Genomic DNA, 17,244 nt, shown 5'->3' on the forward strand with positions numbered 1-17,244 from the left:
AGGGCCTGAGCCGTACCTCAGACCGAGTCCCCCGCGAGGCGTACCCCTCCGGGGGCGCCACCTCGAGAACACGGCCGCACCGGCCACCCCCGGCGCCGGACCCGCTCCGGCGCCGGGGACCGTGCGCGGCGTGCTCACCCCGGCGTCCTCAGCCCAGCGCCGACATCAGGTACTTCGCCGTTGCGGGATCGGCCGGCAGGAACGTCTCGATCGCCAGCTCCGCGACCGTCACGTCCATCGGCGTGTTGAACGTCGAGATCGACGACAGGAAGGTCAGCACCTGCCCCCCGTGCTCGATCCGCAGCGGCAGGGCGAAGGTCCCCAGCGCGAACGCCGCCGCGTCGTCGGGATCCCCGGCCCCCTCCGGCCCGTCGTCGACTCCCTCGGGCGGCGGATACGCGGCGACTTCCTCGTACAGCGCGCGCAGCTCCTCGGAGCGGGCGAGCGCGATCTGCCGCTCCATCTGGTGCAGCAGATGGAGCCGCCACTGCCGGAAATTGCGGATACGCGGCGCGGCCCCCTCCGGATGCAGGATGGCCCGCATCGCGTTCACCGGCGGCACCAGCAGATGGTCGGGCACGCCTTCCATGAGCAGGGCGAGGCCCCGATTGGCCGCCACCAGCGTGTACGTTCCGTCCACGACGAGGGCCGGATACGGCTCGTACCCCCGCAGCAGTCGCTCCAGCCCTTCCCGCACCACCGCCATCGACGGGTCGTCCATCGAGGTCTCGGTGAACCGCGGCGCGTAGCCGGCCGCCAGTAGCAGCGTGTTGCGCTCCCGCACCGGTACGTCCAGGTGCTCCGCGAGCCGCAGGACCATCTCCTCGCTCGGCCGGGACCTGCCCGTCTCGACGAAGCTGATGTGACGGGCGGAGGAGTCGGCGCGCAGGGCCAGCTCCAGCTGGCTGATCCGCCGCTGTTCACGCCAGCCCCTGAGGAGCGGACCGACCTCGGTGACGGGTGCGCGAGATGTCATACGTGGACGGTAGCCGGGTCCGGGACGGCGCCCGCCCCGGACCCGGTGTTCTGCGGGCTCCTCCCAGGTGGGGCAATCTGGTTGTCAAGGGGCGAAACATGACGTGACTCCCGTTTGCCGCAGCTGTCCCCGGGCACGCGGCCGGCCGGGAAGTCCGCCGTCCGCCCGTCCGGCCGCACCCGGTCGTATCCGGTGAGGAGTGACATGCGTAGCGAACTACTGACAGAACTGGCACAGCAGCTCAGGGTGGACTCGGTCCGGGTCGCCGACATGGCGGGCTCCGGGCATCCGACCTCGTCCATGTCAGCGGCCGACCTCGCCGCCGTACTGCTGGCCAATCACCTCACCTACGACTTCGACCGGCCCGACCACCCGGGGAACGACCGGCTGATCTTCTCCAAGGGGCACGCGTCACCCCTGCTGTACTCCATGTTCCTCGCGGCCGGTGCCGTGGACGAGTCGGAGTTCCGCACCTACCGCCGGCAGGGCAGCCGGCTCGAAGGCCACCCCACGCCCCGGCTGCCCTGGGTGGACGTCGCGACCGGCTCGCTCGGGCAGGGCCTGCCCGTGGGCGTCGGCATGGCGCTGGCCGGGCAGCGGCTGGGCAAGGTCCCGTACCGGGTCTGGGTGCTCTGCGGTGACAGCGAGATGGCCGAGGGCTCGATCTGGGAGGCCGCCGAGCATGCCGGATACCAGCACCTCGACTCGCTGACGATGATCGTCGACGTGAACCGGCTCGGCCAGCGCGGCCCCACCCGCCACGAGCACGACCTCGGCGCGTACACCCGCAGGCTGCACGCCTTCGGCTGGCACACCATCGAGGTCGACGGCCATGACATCGACGCGATCGATGCGGCCTGCAACGAGGCCCGTTCGACCGTCGGCGAGCCCACGGCGATCATCGCCGCCACCAGGAAGGGCCGGGGAGTCGCCGCCGTCGAGGACAAGGAGGGCAGGCACGGCAAGCCCCTGCCGGACGCGGCGAGCGCCATCGAGGAGCTGGGCGGCCGGCGGAACCTGCGGGTCGAGGTGCGCAAGCCCGACGCGGCGGCCACCGAACCCCGAACCGAGGTCGGCCATCTGAACCTGCCGCGCTTCGACGTGGGCGACGAGATCGCCACCCGTGACGCCTACGGCCAGGCCCTGACCGCGCTCGGCTCCGCCCGCGGCGACATCGTGGCGCTCGACGGCGAGGTGGGCGACTCGACCCGTACCGAGTTCTTCTCGAAGGAGCACCCCGAGCGGTACTTCGAGCTCTACATCGCCGAGCAGCAGCTGGTGGCCGCCGCGATCGGCATGCAGGCGTGCGGCCAGATCCCGTACGCCTCCACCTTCGCGGCCTTCCTCACCCGGGCCCACGACTTCCTGCGGATGGCGACGGTCGGCCGGGCGTCCATCAGCGTCGTCGGCTCGCACGCCGGGGTCTCCATCGGCCAGGACGGGCCCTCCCAGATGGGCCTCGAAGACCTCGCGATGTTCCGTGCCCTGCACGGCAGTACGGTGCTCCAGCCCTGCGACGCCAACCAGACGACCCGGCTCGTCGCCGCGATGGCCGAACTGGAGGGCGTCTGCTACTTGCGCACACTGCGCGGGAAGACACCGGTGCTCTACGGCCCCGACGAGCAGTTCCCGGTCGGCGGCAGCAAGGTGATCCGGCACTCCATCGACGACCGGATGACGCTCGTGGGCTCCGGCGTCACCGTCCACGAGTGCCTCAAGGCGGCCGACCTGCTGGCCGCCGAGGGCATCACGGTGCGGGTCATCGACATGTACTCGATCAAACCGGCCGACGAGGTCACCCTCCAGGCCGCCGCGGCCGACACTGGCTGTCTGATCACGGTGGAGGACCACCACCCGCAGGGCGGCCTCGGCGACGCCGTCGCGGAGGTGTTCTCCGACGGCAGGCCGGCGCCCCGGCTGGTGCGTCTCGGCGTACGGAACATGCCGGGCTCCGCGACCCCGGCCGAGCAGCTGCGCGCCGCGGGCATCGACGCCGACTCGATCGCCGCCGCCGTGAAGCTCCTGACGGGCACCGCCGTGGTGCGCTGACGAAGGACGCGGAAGAGCGTCGAACCGGAGAGCACAGAAGGAGTGAGAACCCATGCGCGTCGCGTTTCTGATGGCACCGGAGGGAATCGAGCAGGTCGAGCTGACCGAGCCCTGGCAGACGGTGGCCGACGCCGGTGGTGAGCCCGTCCTCGTCTCGACCCGCCCCGGTGAGGTGCAGGCCTTCAACCACCTGGACAAGGCCGACACCTTCCCGGTGGACGCGACGGTGGCCGACAGCGCGGTCGACGGCTTCGACGGACTCGTCCTGCCCGGCGGCGTGGCCAACCCGGACGCGCTGCGGACGGACAAGGGGGCGGTCGCCTTCGTGAAGGGGTTCTTCGACGCGGGCAAGCCGGTCGCGGCGATCTGCCACGCCCCCTGGACGCTGGTGGAGGCCGACGTGGTGCGCGGCAGGACCCTGACCTCCTGGCCGAGCCTGCGGACGGACATCCGCAACGCGGGCGGTACCTGGGTGGACGAGCAGGTCCAGATCTGCACCGACGGTCCGAACACGCTCGTCACCAGTCGCAGGCCCGACGATCTGAAGGCGTTCGACTCGGTCTTCATCGACGTCTTCGACGCCTGAGGATTCATCACAGGATGTGCCCGTTTGCGCACACCGCGCGATCGGCGCAGTGTTGACGAGCCGGACAACGTCTGTCGGGCGACCGCCCGGGCAGCCGGGCCGACCTCGGGATCGGGAGACGAGCATGCTTCTGCCGGACAAGGCCCGGCTCGCCCAGCTTCTGCGCCGCTACCGGGTCTGGGAGCAGCTGGTCCTCCAGGAGCCGCACAACTCCGTGCGCAGGCGGCGGCTGGACGACGCCGCCTACACCCTCTGCGTGCTGATGGGGCACCGCACCGCGCATGAGGCGATCCGTGCGGCGGAGTCGTACCTCGGCAGAAGTCATCGGGGTGTGCGGGCACGCAGAGCCGCCCGGGCGCGCAGGGCGACGGAAAACTCCGGGGCCGGCGAATTCTGAGACCCGGCGGACATCAGCAGCGGAAAGAAAGGGCGTGAACGGGCATGGCCGAATTCCTCACCGACATCCAGACGATTCGCGAACGCGCGCGCGAGGAGATCGCGAAAGGCCCGGTGACGGATGCCTACGGGGCGGATCTCGGCCGTGTCCTCCAGGTCCTGAACGAGGCGCTGGCCACCGAGATCGTCTGCACCCTGCGCTACAAGAGGCACTACTACACGGCGACGGGGCTGTACGCGGAGCCGGTCGCCGCGGAGTTCCTGGAGCACGCGGGGGAGGAGCAGCAGCACGCCGACAGGCTGGCCGAGCGGATCGTACAGCTCGGTGGTGAGCCCGACTTCAACCCGGAGACGCTGACCAGGCGCTCGCACGCGGAGTACGACGCGAGCCTGGACCTGATCGAGATGATCAAGGAGGACCTGGTCGCCGAGCGCGTCGCCATCGCGGCGTACACGGAGATCGCGCAGTGGCTCGGGACCGGTGACCCCACCACACGCCGCATCTTCGAGGATCTGCTCGCGCAGGAGGAGGAGCACGCGGACGATCTGCGCGGACTGCTGGAGCGGCTGCCGGGCAGCGCCAGGACGTCCTGACCGGACAGCGCCGCCGGTCATGACACCGCCGTCGGCGGTGGTTCGGCCTTCGGCCGGCAGTCGTCGGCGGTGGTCGCCCGGTGGGTCAGTTACCCACGGTGCGGCGCTTGCGCGCGGCCCACGTGATGCCCGCACCGGCGACGAGTATGACGGCCGCGGCGCCCGCGATCAGCGGGGTCGTGCTGGAGGAGCCCGTCTCGGCGAGGTCGTCACCCGCGGGGCTCGGCTGCGACGACGGCACGGCGGCGGCGGTCGTCTTGCTCGGCTCCGGCTCCGGCTTCGGCTCCTCCGCGGGCGGCGTCGGCTCGCCCGGAGGCGTCGTCGACGGCTCGGGCTCGGGCTCGGTGCCTTCGCAGACCGGCGCGGTCTTGGTGTCGTTGAGCGAACCGTCGTTGCCCGAACCGTCCACCACCACGAGGTTGAGCTTCAGTTCCTTCGTGTGCTCGGGCAGTTCGATCTTCTTGTGGAACTCGCCACCGAACTTCTCGGTGGGCAGCAGCTCCTTGCCGTCGACGGTCAGGGTCACCGTGTTCTCGGCGTCGGCGGTGTAGTTGACGAGATCGACGCTCACCTCCGAGCAGGTCACGGCCCAGGCCGGGGTGTGCGCCACCGCCGGGCCGGCGAAGAGGCCGACGCCGAGCGCGCTCGCCGCCGCGACCGTCACGAGCGCCCCGGGGCGTCGCCACGATCTGTTGAATACAGTCACTGAAATCCTCCGCGGGAACTGCGCCGGCCGGGATGGCGGCGCGCGCGCACATTACCGCCATTCGAGGCCCACTTCGCACACACCCCTGCCGACTTGACCGTCCCATGGGGCTGTTGTGCCCGAAATCGATGCCCACGCCACTTTGCTCGCTCCCGGCCCCTTGCCCTGCCCTTGTCTCGTTTGTAACTTGGCGCGGATGCTTCGTAGGAAGCGCTTTCTGTTCGGTCCGGGGCACGCTGCCGGGCCGTACCGTCCGAGCCGATGAGGTGAGCGGGATGCCCAAGCCCGGAACAACAGGCGGAAGACGACTGGCCATTGCGGCGGGGGTGCTGCTGATGGCGCTTCTCGTGCCACCGGCCGCGGCGCGGGAGGACGGGCCGATCGCCGATCCGCTGCCCGATCCCACGCTCTCCGAAATTGGCCTGGTTCTTGACGAATTCTCGACCCTCCCCAAGTCCGCACCGGTACCGCCACCGACCGACGACCGGCTCAAGCGCTGGGCCAGGATCAACTTCGTCGGCGAAGTCCCGGACGGCTCGGGCCGGTTGTACGTCCCCGACCTCAACGGCAAGCTGCATCTGCTGGACGACGCGGGCGCGCCCACCGAGTACCTGGACGTCGGCGCCGCCTTCGGCCCCGACTTCTGGTCCCACCAAGGGCTCGGCAGCGGCTTCGGATTCGTTGCCTTCCACCCGGAGTTCGCCGACAACGGCAAGTTCTACACCGTCCACACCGAGGCCAGGGACGCGCTCAAGAAGCGTCCCGACCTGCCCTCCGGCGGAGTCACGGTTGTCCACAGCGTCGTCACGGAGTGGACGGCCGACGACCCGGCCGCCACGACCTTCGACGGCTCGCGCCGCGAGGTGATGCGGCTCGGCTTCCAGAGCACCATCCACGACATCCAGGAGATCAACTTCAACCCCAACGCCCGCCCCGGCGACGAGGACTACGGGCTGCTCTACATCGCGGCCGGTGACGGCGGAGCGGGCTGGCGCAGCTCCGTGCCGCAGGATCTGTACGTACCGCAGGGCAAGATCCTGCGCATCGACCCGGGCGGCCACAACGGCCCCGGCGGCAAGTACGGCATCCCGCCGTCCAACCCCTTCGTGCACCGCCAGTACGTGCTCGGCGAGATCTACGCGTACGGCTTCCGCGACCCGCACCGCTTCAGCTGGGACTCCGCGGGCAGCGGCCAGATGTTCGTCGGGAACATCGGAGAGCACCGCGTCGAGTCCGTCTACGACGTCAGGGCCGGTGACAACCTCGGCTGGAGCGACCGCGAGGGGCCCTTCGAGTACCGCAAGGAGGGGAACCCGACCTGTGGCGTCTACCAACTCCCCGAGAACGACGAGCAGTACGGCTACACCTATCCGGTCGCGGCCTTCGACCACGTACCGCCGCCCGCCACACCGTGCGCCGACAGCGGCAACGCGCTGATCGGCGGCTTCGTCTACCGGGGCGCGGAGATCCCGGAGTTGCGGGGCAAGTACGTCTACGGCGAGGGCGTCGGCGGCCGGATCTTCTACTCCGAGGTGGCGGACATGCGCCGTGGCGGGCCGCTCGCCGAGGTGCACCAGTTCAAGGTCCTCGACGCGGCGGGCGCGACGACGTCGATGGCGGACCTGGCGGGGGACAGGCGGGTCGACCTCCGTTTCGGTACGGACCGCGCGGGTGAGCTGTACGTACTCGCCAAGGCCAACGGGAAGATCTGGAAGGTGACCGATGCGCGCTGACCCGACGGGGCGCCGCCGCCTCGCGCTCGCACTAGCCGCCGCCTCCACCCTCCTGGTCACGGCCTTCGTCCCGGCGGCCGGTCCCGCCGACCGGGCCGCGGGCGGGCCCTCGCACGCACCGCGTCCGGTCGCCGCGTACGACTTCGAGCACCCCGTCCCCGGTGACCCGGCCCGTGAGCGGGACCGGGGCCGGTCCGGCACCACGCTCGAACTCGTCAACGGCGGCGCCCAGTCGAGGGTGAGGGACGACGAGCGGCCCGGCCGGGTCCTGCGCACCCGGCAGGTCTCGCCGCAGACCGCCGGGACCGACGACTGGAAGGCCGGCGTGTACGGCCCGCAGGGGGTGGAGACCCTGCGCGCCTTCAACGGCGCGCGTCAGACCACCGTCATGGGCTGGTTCCGGATGACCGCCGACAATCCCGCGCCGAACTCCAACACCGCCGATCCGGACGACCGTTACAACGCGATCGGCCTCGCCGGGATCCTCTCCGGCACCTCGCAGGGCCACGACGTCCGTGCCCTGCTCGAACTCATCACGGTCGGCGGGGAGATGAAGGTCGTCGCGCTCGGCCGCCGGGTGGACAACGGGAGTTCACAGACGTTCGCGGCCGACGCCGACTGGCGGCAGATCCTGCCGCCCGACACCTGGGTGTCACTCGCCGCGACGTTCGACTTCGACAACGGCACCATGGCGCTGTACCGCGACGGGCAGCCGCTGCCCGGTCGGCACGTCGTGGCCGGTGACCCGTGGGCGGTGGACGGACCACCCGAACCCGACACCGCGTCGCCCACCGATCCGCGGGGCATCAAGATCGGCGGCAGCTATCCGCAGAACACCCAGGAGGGAAATCCCTGCGACTGCCGGATGGACGACCTGATGTTCTTCGACCGGGCGCTCACGCCCGCCGAGATCATGTCGCAGTACCGGCGCACGCGAGGATAATGGGGCGGACGGGGCAGACAGCCACAGTTCGGAGTCGAACGTGAGCCGTGCAAACCGTCCGCGCGTCGTTGTCGTGGGAGCCGGATTCGCCGGATTCGAGGCCGCCCGTACGCTCTGCCGGAGCGTACGGGACAAGGCCGAGGTCGTCCTGCTCAACCCGACCGACTACTTCCTCTACCTCCCGCTCCTGCCCCAGGTGGCCGCCGGGATCCTGGAGCCGCGCCGGGTGACCGTCTCCCTGCCCGGCGCGCTGCCCCGCGTACGCGTCGTCCTGGGCGAGGCGGACCACGTCGACCTTGCGGAACGGCGCGTGCGGTACACCGGCCCCGAGGGCGAGAGCGGCGAGCTGACCTACGACCGGCTCGTCCTCGCCGTCGGCAGTGTCAACAAACTGCTGCCGATCCCCGGCGTCACCGAGAACGCCCACGGCTTCCGGGGCCTGCCCGAGGCCCTGTACCTGCGTGACCACGTCACCCGCCAGATAGAACTCGCCGCCGCCGACCACGGCGCCGTGAGCAGGGCCCGCACCACCTTCGTGGTGGTCGGCGCGGGCTACACCGGCACCGAGGTCGCCGCCCAGGGCAAGCTCTACACCGACGCCCTGGTCCGCAGACAGCCCGGCCACAACAGGCGGCCCGCCCCGCGCTGGCTGCTCGTCGACATCGCGCCCCGGATCCTGCCCGAACTCGACCGCAGGCTCTCCGACACCGCCCACCGCGTCCTGCGCGCACGAGGTGTGGACGTGCGCACCGGTACGTCCGTCACGGAGGCCACCGGCGAGGGCGTCCAGCTCGACGACGGGGAGTTCGTCGGGACGCGGACGCTCGTCTGGTGCGTCGGCGTCCGGCCCGACCCGCTGGTCAGCGAGGTCGGACTGCCCGTCCAGCACGGCAGGCTGCGGGTCGACCCGCACCTGAACGTCCCCGGCCACCCCGAGGTCTTCGCGTGCGGCGACGCGGCCGCCGTACCCGATCTGACCAGGCCGGGGCAGTGCACCCCCATGACCGCGCAGCACGCGTCCCGCCAGGGCAGGGTGGCCGGCCACAACGTGGCCGCGTCCCTCGGCCACGGACAGACGCGCACGTACGCGCACCACGACCTCGGCTTCCTCGTCGACCTCGGCGGGGTCAAGGCCGCCGCGAACCCGCTCGGGGTGCCCCTCTCCGGCCCGCTCGCCGGGGCGGTCACCCGCGGCTACCATCTGGCGGCCATGCCCGGGAACCGGGTCCGCGTCGCGGCGGACTGGATACTGGACGCGGTGCTGCCCCGGCAGGGCGTACAGCTCGGGCTCGTACGCTCCTACACCGTGCCGCTCGACACCGCGTCCCCCGAACTGGCGAGGGTCCCCGGCGGACCTCGTAAGGAGTGACTGATGGCGAAGAACTCGCTGACGCCCCAGGAGATCGAGGACCGGCTGGCGGCGCTGCCGGAGTGGTCCGTGGAGGACGGGAAGATCGCCCGCAGCTACCGGCTCGCGGACCACTTCGCCGCGGCGGCGATGGTCCTGCACGTCGCGCGGATCCAGCAGGAGCTGAACCACCACTCCGATCTCACCCTCGGCTACAACACCGTCGACCTGGCCGTGAACTCGCACGACGTCGGCGGGATCACGGACCGGGACTTCGACCTGGCCGCACGGGTCGAGGAGATCGCGCCCACGCACGGCGCGGGCTGAGGCACGGTCTCCGGCGGTCTCTCCGGCGCGTCTAATCTGGCCGGTATGGACGCACTCGCCGGACTCCTCGACGGACCCCGCGCCCGTGGGGCCTTCCTGCTGCGCATGGTGATGGAACCGCCGTGGTCCGTACGGATCGAGGACCGCGCCCCGCTCTGTCTGATGTGCGTCACGCGCGGCGAGGCATGGCTCGTCCACGACTCGGCCACGGAGCCCGTCCACGTGCGGCCCGGCGACATCGCGATCGTGCGGGGCCCGGAGGCGTACACCGTCACCGACGCCCCCGGCAGTACGCCGCACGCCCTCATCGGCCCCGGCGGCACCTGTCACACCCTGCGCGGCGAACCGCTCGACGTGTCCATGAAGCTGGGCGTACGGACGTGGGGCAACGCCCCCGACGGGTCGTCGACGATGCTCGTCGGCACCTACGGGATGGCCGGCGAGGTCGGCCGGCGGCTCCTCGACGCGCTGCCCGACGTGCTGCACCTGCCCGCCGACGCCTGGAACTGTCCGCTGCTGCCGGTCCTGGACGACGAGATCTCACGGGACGACCCCGGCCAGAGCGTCGTACTCGACCGGGTGCTCGATCTGCTGCTGATCGCCGCGCTGCGGACCTGGTTCTCCCGCCCCGACGCGGCGGCGCCCGGCTGGTACCGGGCGATGGGCGACCCGGTGGTGGGCCGGGCGCTCCGGCTCCTCCAGAACGAACCCGCCCATCCCTGGACCGTCGCGTCCCTCGCCGCGCAGTGCGGGGTCTCCCGCGCGGCGCTCGCCCGCCGTTTCACCGCGCTGGTGGGCGAGCCCCCGATGGCTTATCTCGCGGACTGGCGGCTCTCGCTGGCCGCCGACCGGCTGCGGGAGACGGACGCCACGGTCGAGTCGATCGCCCGCCAGGTCGGCTACGGCGGCTCGTTCGCGCTCAGTACGGCCTTCAAGCGGGTACGGGGCATCAGCCCGCAGGAACACCGGGCGGGCTTGAAAGCCCGCCCGGCGATCGAGGACAACACCGAGCCCGTCCGGCGATCGAGGTCCGCCGTCGCTCAGCCGTCGTAGGTGTCCGGGTCGAAGCCCAGCCGGGTCCCGGAGTCCAGCGCGGCGAGCGCCGCCAGGTCCTCCGCGTCCAGTTCGAAGCCGGACAGCTCGAAGTTCTCCTTGATCCGGGACGGCGTCACGGACTTCGGGATCGCCACATTGCCGAGCTGGAGGTGCCAGCGCAGCACGATCTGCGCGGCCGTCCGCCCGTGCTTGCGGGCGATCGCCAGCACCGTCGGGACGTCGAGCAGCCCCTTGCCGGAACCCAGCGGCGACCATGCCTCCGTCACGATGCCGTGTCCGGCGCCGAAGGCGCGCACCTCGGCCTGCTGGAACAGCGGGTGCAGCTCCACCTGGTTGACCGCGGGCACGACCGACGTCTCCGCCAGCAGCCGCCGCAGGTGCGCGGGCTGGAAGTTGGACACACCGATCGCCCTCGCCCGGCCGGTCCCGGCGATCTCCTCGAACGCGCGCCAGATGGTGAGGAAGTCGTCGCGCACGGCGCGCGGCCAGTGGATCAGATACAGGTCGATGTGGTCGAGGCCGAGCTTCGACAGCGATGTGTCGAACGCGCGCAGCACGCTGTCCCGCGTCCAGGTCTCGTTCTTGCCGTTCCACAGCTTCGTGGTGACGAAGAGGTCCTCGCGGGCGATCCCGGAGGTGCCGATCGCCTTGCCCGTGCCCTCTTCGTTTCCGTAGATCGCCGCCGTGTCGATGCTGCGGTAGCCGGTCTCCAGGGCCGTACTCACCGACCGGGTCGCTTCGTCGTCGGGGACCTGCCAGACACCGAAGCCCAGTTGGGGCATTTCGACGCCGTTGTTGAGGGTGAGGGAGGGGACCTTACTCACGTGCGGTCGATCCTTACGTCGTCGGTTGATTCTCAGGGGGCCAACGAACACGGGCATGCCCGCATTCCCGCTCCCCCACTCATACGTCCGTACGGATGCCATCCGTGCCCCGGTCAGCGGTAGAGCGCGTCCACCTCGACCGTGTACGCCGTCTCGATCGCCTTGCGCTTCAGCTTCAGCGACGGTGTCAGCAGCCCGTGCTCCTCGCTGAAGGGATGCGCCAGGATCCGGAACGTACGGATCGACTCGGCCTGCGACACCAGCGTGTTGGCCGCCACCACCGCGCGCCGGACCTCCAGCTCCAGATCCGGGTCGCGCACCAGGTCCACCGGCCGCAGTGGCGGCTTGCCCCGCATCGCGAGCCAGTGCTCCACGGCCTCCTGGTCGACCGTGACCAGCGCGGCGATGTACGGCCGGTCGTTGCCGACCACGATGCACTGCGCGACCAGCGGATGGGCCCGTACGCGCTCCTCCAGGCCGGCCGGCGACACGCTCTTGCCGCCCGACGTCACCAGGATCTCCTTCTTCCGGCCGGTGATGGTCAGATACCCGTCCTCGTCGAGCGAGCCGAGGTCGCCCGTCGCGAGCCAGCCGTCCCGCAGGACGGCGTCGGTGGCCTTCGGGTCGTTCAGATAGCCGCCGAAGACGTGCGCGCCGTGCAGCCACACCTCGCCGTCCTTCGCGATGTGCACGGTGGTCCCGGGAATGGGCTGGCCGACCGTTCCGTAGCGGGTGCGCTCAGGCGGGTTGGCCGTCGCCGCCGCGCTGGACTCCGTCAGGCCGTACCCCTCGAAGACCGTGACCCCGGCGCCCTCGAAGAACAGGCCGAGCTGCCGGTCCATGCCCGAGCCGCCCGACATCGCGTGCCGCACCCGGCCGCCCATCGCCGCGCGCACCTTGGAGTACACGGCCTTCTCGAAGAACTGGTGCTGGATCCGCAGCCCCGCCGACGGGCCGGGGCCGATCCCGAACGCCTTGTGCTCCATCGCCTCCGCGTGCTTCACGGCCACGTCGACGGCCTTGTCGAAGGGCCCCGTCCTCCCGTCGCGCTCCGCCTTCCGGCGCGCGGCGTGGAAGATCTTCTCGAAGATGTACGGCACGGCGAGGATGAAGCTCGGCCGGAACGCGGCGAGATCCGGGAGCAGTTCACTCGCCCGCATCACCGGCTGGTGGCCGAGCTTCACCCGGCCCCGGATCGCGGCGATCTCCACCATGCGGCCGAAGACGTGCGCGAGGGGCAGGAAGAGCAGCGTCGACGCCTCGTCACCGCGCCTGGAGTGGAAGACCGGCTCCCAGCGGGCGATCATCGTGTCCGTCTCGAACATGAAGTTCGCGTGCGTGATCACACAGCCCTTGGGGCGGCCGGTGGTGCCCGAGGTGTAGATGACCGTGGCCGTCGAGTCGGGTGTCACGGCCCGGCGGTGCCGGTGCACCACGTCGTCGTCGATATCGACACCGGCGGCGTTCAGTTCGGCGACCGCGCCCGCGTCGAGCTGCCACAGCCGCTTGAGCCGGGGGAGCCGGTCGATCACGGAGCCGACGGTCATCGCGTGGTCCTCGTGCTCGACCATGCAGGCCGACACCCCGGCGTCGTGGAGCATCCAGTAGACCTGCTCGGCGGACGACGTCGGGTAGACCGGCACGGAGTGGGCGCCCACCGACCACAGCGCGAAGTCGAAGACCGTCCACTCGTACCGGGTACGGCACATGATCGCGACCCGGTCGCCGAACCGGACACCGTGTGCCAGCAGCCCCTTCGCCAGCGCCAGCACCTCGTCGCGGAACTCGGCCGAACTCACGTCCCGCCAGATGTCGTCGGGGCCTTTGCGGCCGAGCGCGACGCGGTCGGGATCGTCCAGCGCATGATCGAATACGGCGTCCGCCAGCCCGCCCACTTGGGGCGCAGACGCCATGGGTCGGACAGTGAACTCGCGCAATGACCTGCTCCTTGTGGCGCTCCGCACGGCGCCGTGACGGTACCCCAAGGACAGGCCCGGCGGGAGGGAGCGGACGGAAGTGGGGTCTTGCCGTATCGCACCAGGTCAGAGGCGTGGAACGGGTTCCGGAGAGAGACGCCGGACGGTCTTCTGACCGTAGAGTAAGTGCGCTTGGGGGGAATCTCCACCGAATCTGTACGGTGCGATTACGGTCCCCGCCACGCGGCGGGGTGTTGGCCTGTACCAGCGCCTCGATGTGGCGGGTTTTCGCTTCAGCGCGCGTCGGCGGGGCGGTGCAGCCGGTCGCCGCCCGCCAGGATGGCGGCGGCGAGCGCGTCCGCCGGACCGCGCCCGGCCCCTCCCGGGACGCCTGCCCGTCGCCCGTGCCCGCCCCGCCGTCCGTGCAGCAGCACGAAGTCCACATCACCCAGCTCCGGCAGCCCCGCGCGGGCCGGCACCGGCACCAGCCCCGGCGGGATCAGGCCACGGGTGTGCGCCATCACGCCGAGCCCCGCTCGGGCCGCCGCGATCAGCCCGCTCAGGCTCGCGCTCGTACAGGCGATGCGCCACGCACGGCCGTCCGCCTCCAGGACCTCCAGCGCGCGGGCACGCGTGATGCCGGGCGCGGGGAACAGGATCAGCGGCACCGGGCGCTCGGGGTCGATCCGCAGCCGCGGCGCCCCGATCCAGGTCAGGGTGGACTGCCACACCAGCTCGCCGTGCGTGTCACCGCCCCGGCGCTTGGCCAGCACCAGATCCAGCTCGCCCGCCGCCAGCCGCTCGTGGAGCGTGCCGGAGAGTTCGACGGTCAGTTCCAGGTCGACCTCGGGGTGGTCGGTGCGGAACGACTGAAGGATCTCGGGCAGCCGCGTCAGGACGAAGTCCTCGGACGCGCCGAAGCGGAGCCTGCCCCGCAGCCGGGTCCCGGAGAAGTACGCCGCCGCCCGCTCGTGGGCCGCCAGGATCGTACGGGCGAAGCCGAGCATGGCCTCGCCGTCCTCGGTCAGCTCCACGCTGTGCGTGTCCCGCGTGAAGAGCTGCCGGTCCCCGGCCGCCGCCTCCAGCCGCCGCACGTGCTGGCTGACCGTCGACTGCCGTACGTCCAGCCGCCGGGCGGCCTGCGTGAAGCTCAGGGTCTGCGCCACGGCCAGGAAGGTGCGGAGCTGGGCGGGGTCGTACATACGGCCCAGGGTATCCCCCGTCATCGCGGAACGTGATGACAGTCAGAGCCGTATGCGGGATTCCCGATCAAGCTCGGACCCAGGACGATGGAGAGCGCGCGATCCGTCCCGGAACACGGACAAGATCCAGAGCACAGCAAGAACCAGTGGAGCACATGAACCGCCGCACCTCGTCCCCCCGTCCGCGCCCGTTCCGCCGTCGCCGGGCGTCCCCGTCGCCCCGTTCGGTCCGGCGCCGGTTCACGCGGCTGCCGGTCGACCCGTACATCCTCGCCCTCCTCGGCACCGTCGCCCTCGCTGCGCTGCTGCCCGCGTCCGGCACCACGGCGGACGTCGCCGGCGGGGCGACGACCGGCGCGGTCGCGCTGCTCTTCTTCCTGTACGGCGCCCGGCTCTCCACCCGTGAGGCCCTGGACGGCCTCAAGAGCTGGCGGCTCCATCTGACCGTCCTGGCCTGCACGTTCCTGATGTTTCCGCTGCTGGGGCTGGCCGCGCGCGGGCTGGTGCCCTTCGTCCTGACACCGGAGCTCTACAGCGGGCTGCTCTTCCTGTGCCTGGTGCCCTCGACGATCCAGTCGTCCATCGCCTTCACCTCCATGGCACGCGGCAACGTGCCGGCGGCGATCTGCGCGGGGTCCTTCTCCAGCATCGCGGGCATCGTGGTGACACCGCTGCTCGCCGCCCTGCTGCTCGGCGGCGGCGGAGGCGGATTCTCGCCGGACTCACTGCTGCGGATCGTGGCGCAGTTGCTGCTGCCCTTCGTGGCGGGCCAGTTGCTGCGCCGGTGGGTCGGCGGATTCCTCACCCGGCACCGCACCCTGCTGGGCCGGGTGGACCGCGGATCGATCCTGCTGGTGGTCTACACGGCCTTCAGCCAGGGCATGGTCGCCGGAGTCTGGAACCGGGTGACGCCGGGGCGCCTCGGCGCGCTGTTCGCGGTCGAGGTGGTGCTGCTCGCGGCGATGCTGACGGTCAGCTGGTACGGGGCGCGCCGGCTGGGCTTCGACAGGGCGGACCGGGTGGCGATCCAGTTCGCGGGATCGAAGAAGAGCCTCGCGGCCGGGCTGCCGATGGCGAGCGTGCTGTTCGGCGCGCAGGCCAGCCTGGCGGTGCTGCCGTTGATGCTGTTCCACATGCTGCAACTGGTGGTCTGCGCGATGATCGCGAAGCGCCGCTCCCGCGATCCCCTGCCGGACGAACCACTGTCCGACCCCCCGTCGCCGGCGCGCAAGCACGCGGTGACCGGCCAGACCTGACACCGAGCCCGGCGCCCCGGGCGGGGCTGCCGCTGTCGGGGTTGGAGCGGGCGGAAGCCTGGCGGGACGGGTCACCCTGGCGAGTGAGCCGAAGGGCGCGCCGCTGTCACGGGTGGAGCGGGCGGAGACCCCGCGAAACGGGTCGCCCTGGCGAGTGAGCCGAAGGGCGCGCCGCTGTCGGGGTTGGAGCGGGCGGAAGCCTGGCGGGACGGGTCACCCTGGCTAGTGAGCCGAAGGGGCGCGGCGGTGTCGAAAGGGAGAGCGCGCGGAGGCCCCGAGGAACGAGGGGGCGAGCACGGTCGACCGTCGACACCGGCTCGAAGCGCCCCGGAGGCGAACCGAGCCCCCCAAAAAACAAAAGAGGTCGGACCCCGGCCGGCGCAGGGGGCGCTCCCCGCCGGCCGGGGCCTTGTCCCGTGTATCCCGTACCGCGGCGGCGCGTCACACCTCGCTGTGGAGGGCGATGCGCTCGTCGCCGGCATACACGTTCATGGAGGGGCCGCGGAGGAAGCCGACCAGGGTCAGCCCGCTCTCCGCGGCGAGGTCGACGGCGAGCGACGACGGCGCCGAGACCGCCGCCAGGACCGGTATCCCGGCCATCACCGCCTTCTGGGCGAGTTCGAAGGACGCGCGGCCCGACACCAGCAGGATCGCCCGTGACAGGGGCAGCAGACCCTGCTGGAGGGCCCGGCCGACGAGTTTGTCGACCGCGTTGTGGCGGCCCACGTCCTCCCGGATGTCGAGGAGTTCCCCGTCCTCGGAGAACAGGGCCGCGGCGTGCAGACCCCCGGTCCGGTCGAAGACCCGCTGTGCCGCCCGCAACCGGTCGGGGAGGTCGGAGAGCAGAGCGGGTTCGACGCGGACCGGGGGAGTGTCGGCGATCGGGAAGCGCGCAGTGGTGCGTACGGCGTCGAGGCTGGCCTTGCCGCACAGGCCGCACGAGGACGTGGTGTAGACGTTGCGTTCCAGCGTGATGTCCGGCATCGGGACGCCGGGCGCGAGCTGGACGTCCACCACGTTGTACGTGTTGCTGCCGTCGTCCGTCGCGCCGGCGCAGTACACGATCGACCGGACGTCGTCGGCGGAGCCGAGGACGCCCTCGCTGACCAGGAATCCGGCGGCGAGCGCGAAGTCGTCGCCCGGGGTGCGCATGGTGATGGCGAGCGGCTTGCCGTTCAGCCGGATCTCCATGGGCTCCTCGGCGACCAGGGTGTCCGGGCGGGTGGTGACAGCTCCGTCCCTGATGCGGATGGTGCGGCGGCGTTCGGTGACGCGTCCCACGGTGATCCTCCCCTTTCTCGCTCGGTCCGGCTCCGCCGGTGCTGGGTCCCG

At 71.3% G+C, this 17,244-nt stretch carries 16 protein-coding genes; 10 read left to right on the forward strand and 6 right to left on the reverse strand.

The annotated features are described in order from the left end of the window. Positions 1-148 precede the first annotated feature (148 nt). Positions 149-976 carry a helix-turn-helix domain-containing protein gene (locus GXP76_RS14940; RefSeq protein ID WP_242571992.1) on the reverse strand — a complete coding sequence of 276 codons (828 nt, stop codon included), beginning with the start codon at positions 974-976 and terminating at the stop codon, positions 149-151. 204 nt (positions 977-1,180) lie between these two features. Here GXP76_RS14940 and GXP76_RS14945 point away from each other — a divergent pair, with 204 nt between their 5' ends. The 4 genes from GXP76_RS14945 (at position 1,181) to GXP76_RS14960 (ending at position 4,601) form a co-directional block, all read left to right on the forward strand. Beyond that, on the forward strand, positions 1,181-3,025 hold the full coding sequence (locus tag GXP76_RS14945) for a transketolase (protein ID WP_242571993.1): 1,845 nt from the start codon (positions 1,181-1,183) through the stop codon (positions 3,023-3,025). 52 nt (positions 3,026-3,077) lie between these two features. Further along, the gene (locus GXP76_RS14950; RefSeq protein WP_242571994.1) at positions 3,078-3,611 is read left to right on the forward strand and encodes a type 1 glutamine amidotransferase domain-containing protein; all 534 of its coding nucleotides are present in this window, start codon (positions 3,078-3,080) and stop codon (positions 3,609-3,611) included. 124 nt (positions 3,612-3,735) lie between these two features. Then, positions 3,736-4,008 carry a DUF5133 domain-containing protein gene (locus GXP76_RS14955; RefSeq protein WP_242571995.1) on the forward strand — a complete coding sequence of 91 codons (273 nt, stop codon included), beginning with the start codon at positions 3,736-3,738 and terminating at the stop codon, positions 4,006-4,008. A 44-nt stretch (positions 4,009-4,052) separates the two neighbouring features. Further along, entirely contained in the window at positions 4,053-4,601 is a 549-nt protein-coding gene (locus GXP76_RS14960) for a bacterioferritin (RefSeq protein ID WP_242571996.1), read from the forward strand. 85 nt (positions 4,602-4,686) lie between these two features. Here GXP76_RS14960 and GXP76_RS14965 read toward each other — a convergent pair whose 3' ends face one another. Beyond that, a complete protein-coding gene (locus GXP76_RS14965; RefSeq protein WP_242571997.1) occupies positions 4,687-5,307 on the reverse strand; it encodes an LAETG motif-containing sortase-dependent surface protein in 621 nt (206 codons plus the stop codon). 275 nt (positions 5,308-5,582) lie between these two features. Here GXP76_RS14965 and GXP76_RS14970 point away from each other — a divergent pair, with 275 nt between their 5' ends. From GXP76_RS14970 to GXP76_RS14990, 5 genes are read left to right on the forward strand one after another with little or no spacing between them, the layout of a single operon-like run. Next, complete coding sequence (locus tag GXP76_RS14970) at positions 5,583-7,040, forward strand: sorbosone dehydrogenase family protein (RefSeq protein WP_242571998.1); 1,458 nt, start codon at positions 5,583-5,585, stop codon at positions 7,038-7,040. Then, on the forward strand, positions 7,030-7,983 hold the full coding sequence (locus tag GXP76_RS14975; protein ID WP_242571999.1) for a LamG domain-containing protein: 954 nt from the start codon (positions 7,030-7,032) through the stop codon (positions 7,981-7,983). Before GXP76_RS14970 ends, GXP76_RS14975 begins: the two co-directional genes overlap by 11 nt. Positions 7,984-8,023: 40 nt before the next feature. Continuing rightward, a complete protein-coding gene (locus GXP76_RS14980) occupies positions 8,024-9,352 on the forward strand; it encodes an NAD(P)/FAD-dependent oxidoreductase (protein ID WP_242572000.1) in 1,329 nt (442 codons plus the stop codon). A 3-nt stretch (positions 9,353-9,355) separates the two neighbouring features. After that, positions 9,356-9,658, forward strand: a complete 303-nt coding sequence (locus tag GXP76_RS14985) for a 4a-hydroxytetrahydrobiopterin dehydratase (protein ID WP_242572001.1) — start codon at positions 9,356-9,358, stop codon at positions 9,656-9,658. Between the two features lie 45 nt (positions 9,659-9,703). Then, complete coding sequence (locus GXP76_RS14990; RefSeq protein WP_242572002.1) at positions 9,704-10,711, forward strand: AraC family transcriptional regulator; 1,008 nt, start codon at positions 9,704-9,706, stop codon at positions 10,709-10,711. Here the strand turns inward: GXP76_RS14990 and GXP76_RS14995 are convergent. The 3 genes from GXP76_RS14995 to GXP76_RS15005 form a co-directional block, all read right to left on the reverse strand. Then, the gene (locus tag GXP76_RS14995) at positions 10,699-11,538 is read right to left on the reverse strand and encodes an aldo/keto reductase (RefSeq protein ID WP_308354135.1); all 840 of its coding nucleotides are present in this window, start codon (positions 11,536-11,538) and stop codon (positions 10,699-10,701) included. The genes GXP76_RS14990 and GXP76_RS14995 overlap by 13 nt on opposite strands. 113 nt (positions 11,539-11,651) lie before the next feature. Continuing rightward, entirely contained in the window at positions 11,652-13,451 is a 1,800-nt protein-coding gene (locus GXP76_RS15000; RefSeq protein ID WP_242572003.1) for a long-chain fatty acid--CoA ligase, read from the reverse strand. 296 nt (positions 13,452-13,747) lie between these two features. Further along, positions 13,748-14,665 (reverse strand): LysR substrate-binding domain-containing protein, encoded by a 918-nt coding sequence (locus tag GXP76_RS15005; protein ID WP_242572020.1) that lies wholly within the window; start codon positions 14,663-14,665, stop codon positions 13,748-13,750. Between the two features lie 146 nt (positions 14,666-14,811). On the opposite strand from GXP76_RS15005, the gene GXP76_RS15010 reads away from it, so the two are divergent. Further along, the gene (locus GXP76_RS15010) at positions 14,812-15,912 is read left to right on the forward strand and encodes a bile acid:sodium symporter family protein (protein WP_242572004.1); all 1,101 of its coding nucleotides are present in this window, start codon (positions 14,812-14,814) and stop codon (positions 15,910-15,912) included. A 441-nt stretch (positions 15,913-16,353) separates the two neighbouring features. On the opposite strand, the gene fdhD is transcribed toward GXP76_RS15010, so the two are convergent. Further along, positions 16,354-17,193 carry a formate dehydrogenase accessory sulfurtransferase FdhD gene (fdhD, locus tag GXP76_RS15015; RefSeq protein WP_242572005.1) on the reverse strand — a complete coding sequence of 280 codons (840 nt, stop codon included), beginning with the start codon at positions 17,191-17,193 and terminating at the stop codon, positions 16,354-16,356. Positions 17,194-17,244 lie beyond the last annotated feature (51 nt).

Origin of the sequence: Streptomyces sp. NP-1717, from assembly GCF_022695985.1 — a bacterium.
Lineage (GTDB): Bacteria > Actinomycetota > Actinomycetes > Streptomycetales > Streptomycetaceae > Streptomyces.

What these genes read in the sequence shown, in the direction of transcription:
- GXP76_RS14940 (WP_242571992.1), bottom strand. Translation starts at nt 976, where the DNA reads ATGACATCTCGCGCACCCGTCACCGAGGTCGGTCCGCTCCTCAGGGGC.
- GXP76_RS15000 (WP_242572003.1), bottom strand. Translation starts at nt 13,451, where the DNA reads ATGGCGTCTGCGCCCCAAGTGGGCGGGCTGGCGGACGCCGTATTCGAT.
- GXP76_RS14960 (WP_242571996.1), top strand. Translation starts at nt 4,053, where the DNA reads ATGGCCGAATTCCTCACCGACATCCAGACGATTCGCGAACGCGCGCGC.
- GXP76_RS14990 (WP_242572002.1), top strand. Translation starts at nt 9,704, where the DNA reads ATGGACGCACTCGCCGGACTCCTCGACGGACCCCGCGCCCGTGGGGCC.
- GXP76_RS14950 (WP_242571994.1), top strand. Translation starts at nt 3,078, where the DNA reads ATGCGCGTCGCGTTTCTGATGGCACCGGAGGGAATCGAGCAGGTCGAG.
- GXP76_RS14985 (WP_242572001.1), top strand. Translation starts at nt 9,356, where the DNA reads ATGGCGAAGAACTCGCTGACGCCCCAGGAGATCGAGGACCGGCTGGCG.
- GXP76_RS14970 (WP_242571998.1), top strand. Translation starts at nt 5,583, where the DNA reads ATGCCCAAGCCCGGAACAACAGGCGGAAGACGACTGGCCATTGCGGCG.
- GXP76_RS14945 (WP_242571993.1), top strand. Translation starts at nt 1,181, where the DNA reads ATGCGTAGCGAACTACTGACAGAACTGGCACAGCAGCTCAGGGTGGAC.
- GXP76_RS14955 (WP_242571995.1), top strand. Translation starts at nt 3,736, where the DNA reads ATGCTTCTGCCGGACAAGGCCCGGCTCGCCCAGCTTCTGCGCCGCTAC.
- GXP76_RS15010 (WP_242572004.1), top strand. Translation starts at nt 14,812, where the DNA reads ATGAACCGCCGCACCTCGTCCCCCCGTCCGCGCCCGTTCCGCCGTCGC.
- GXP76_RS14975 (WP_242571999.1), top strand. Translation starts at nt 7,030, where the DNA reads ATGCGCGCTGACCCGACGGGGCGCCGCCGCCTCGCGCTCGCACTAGCC.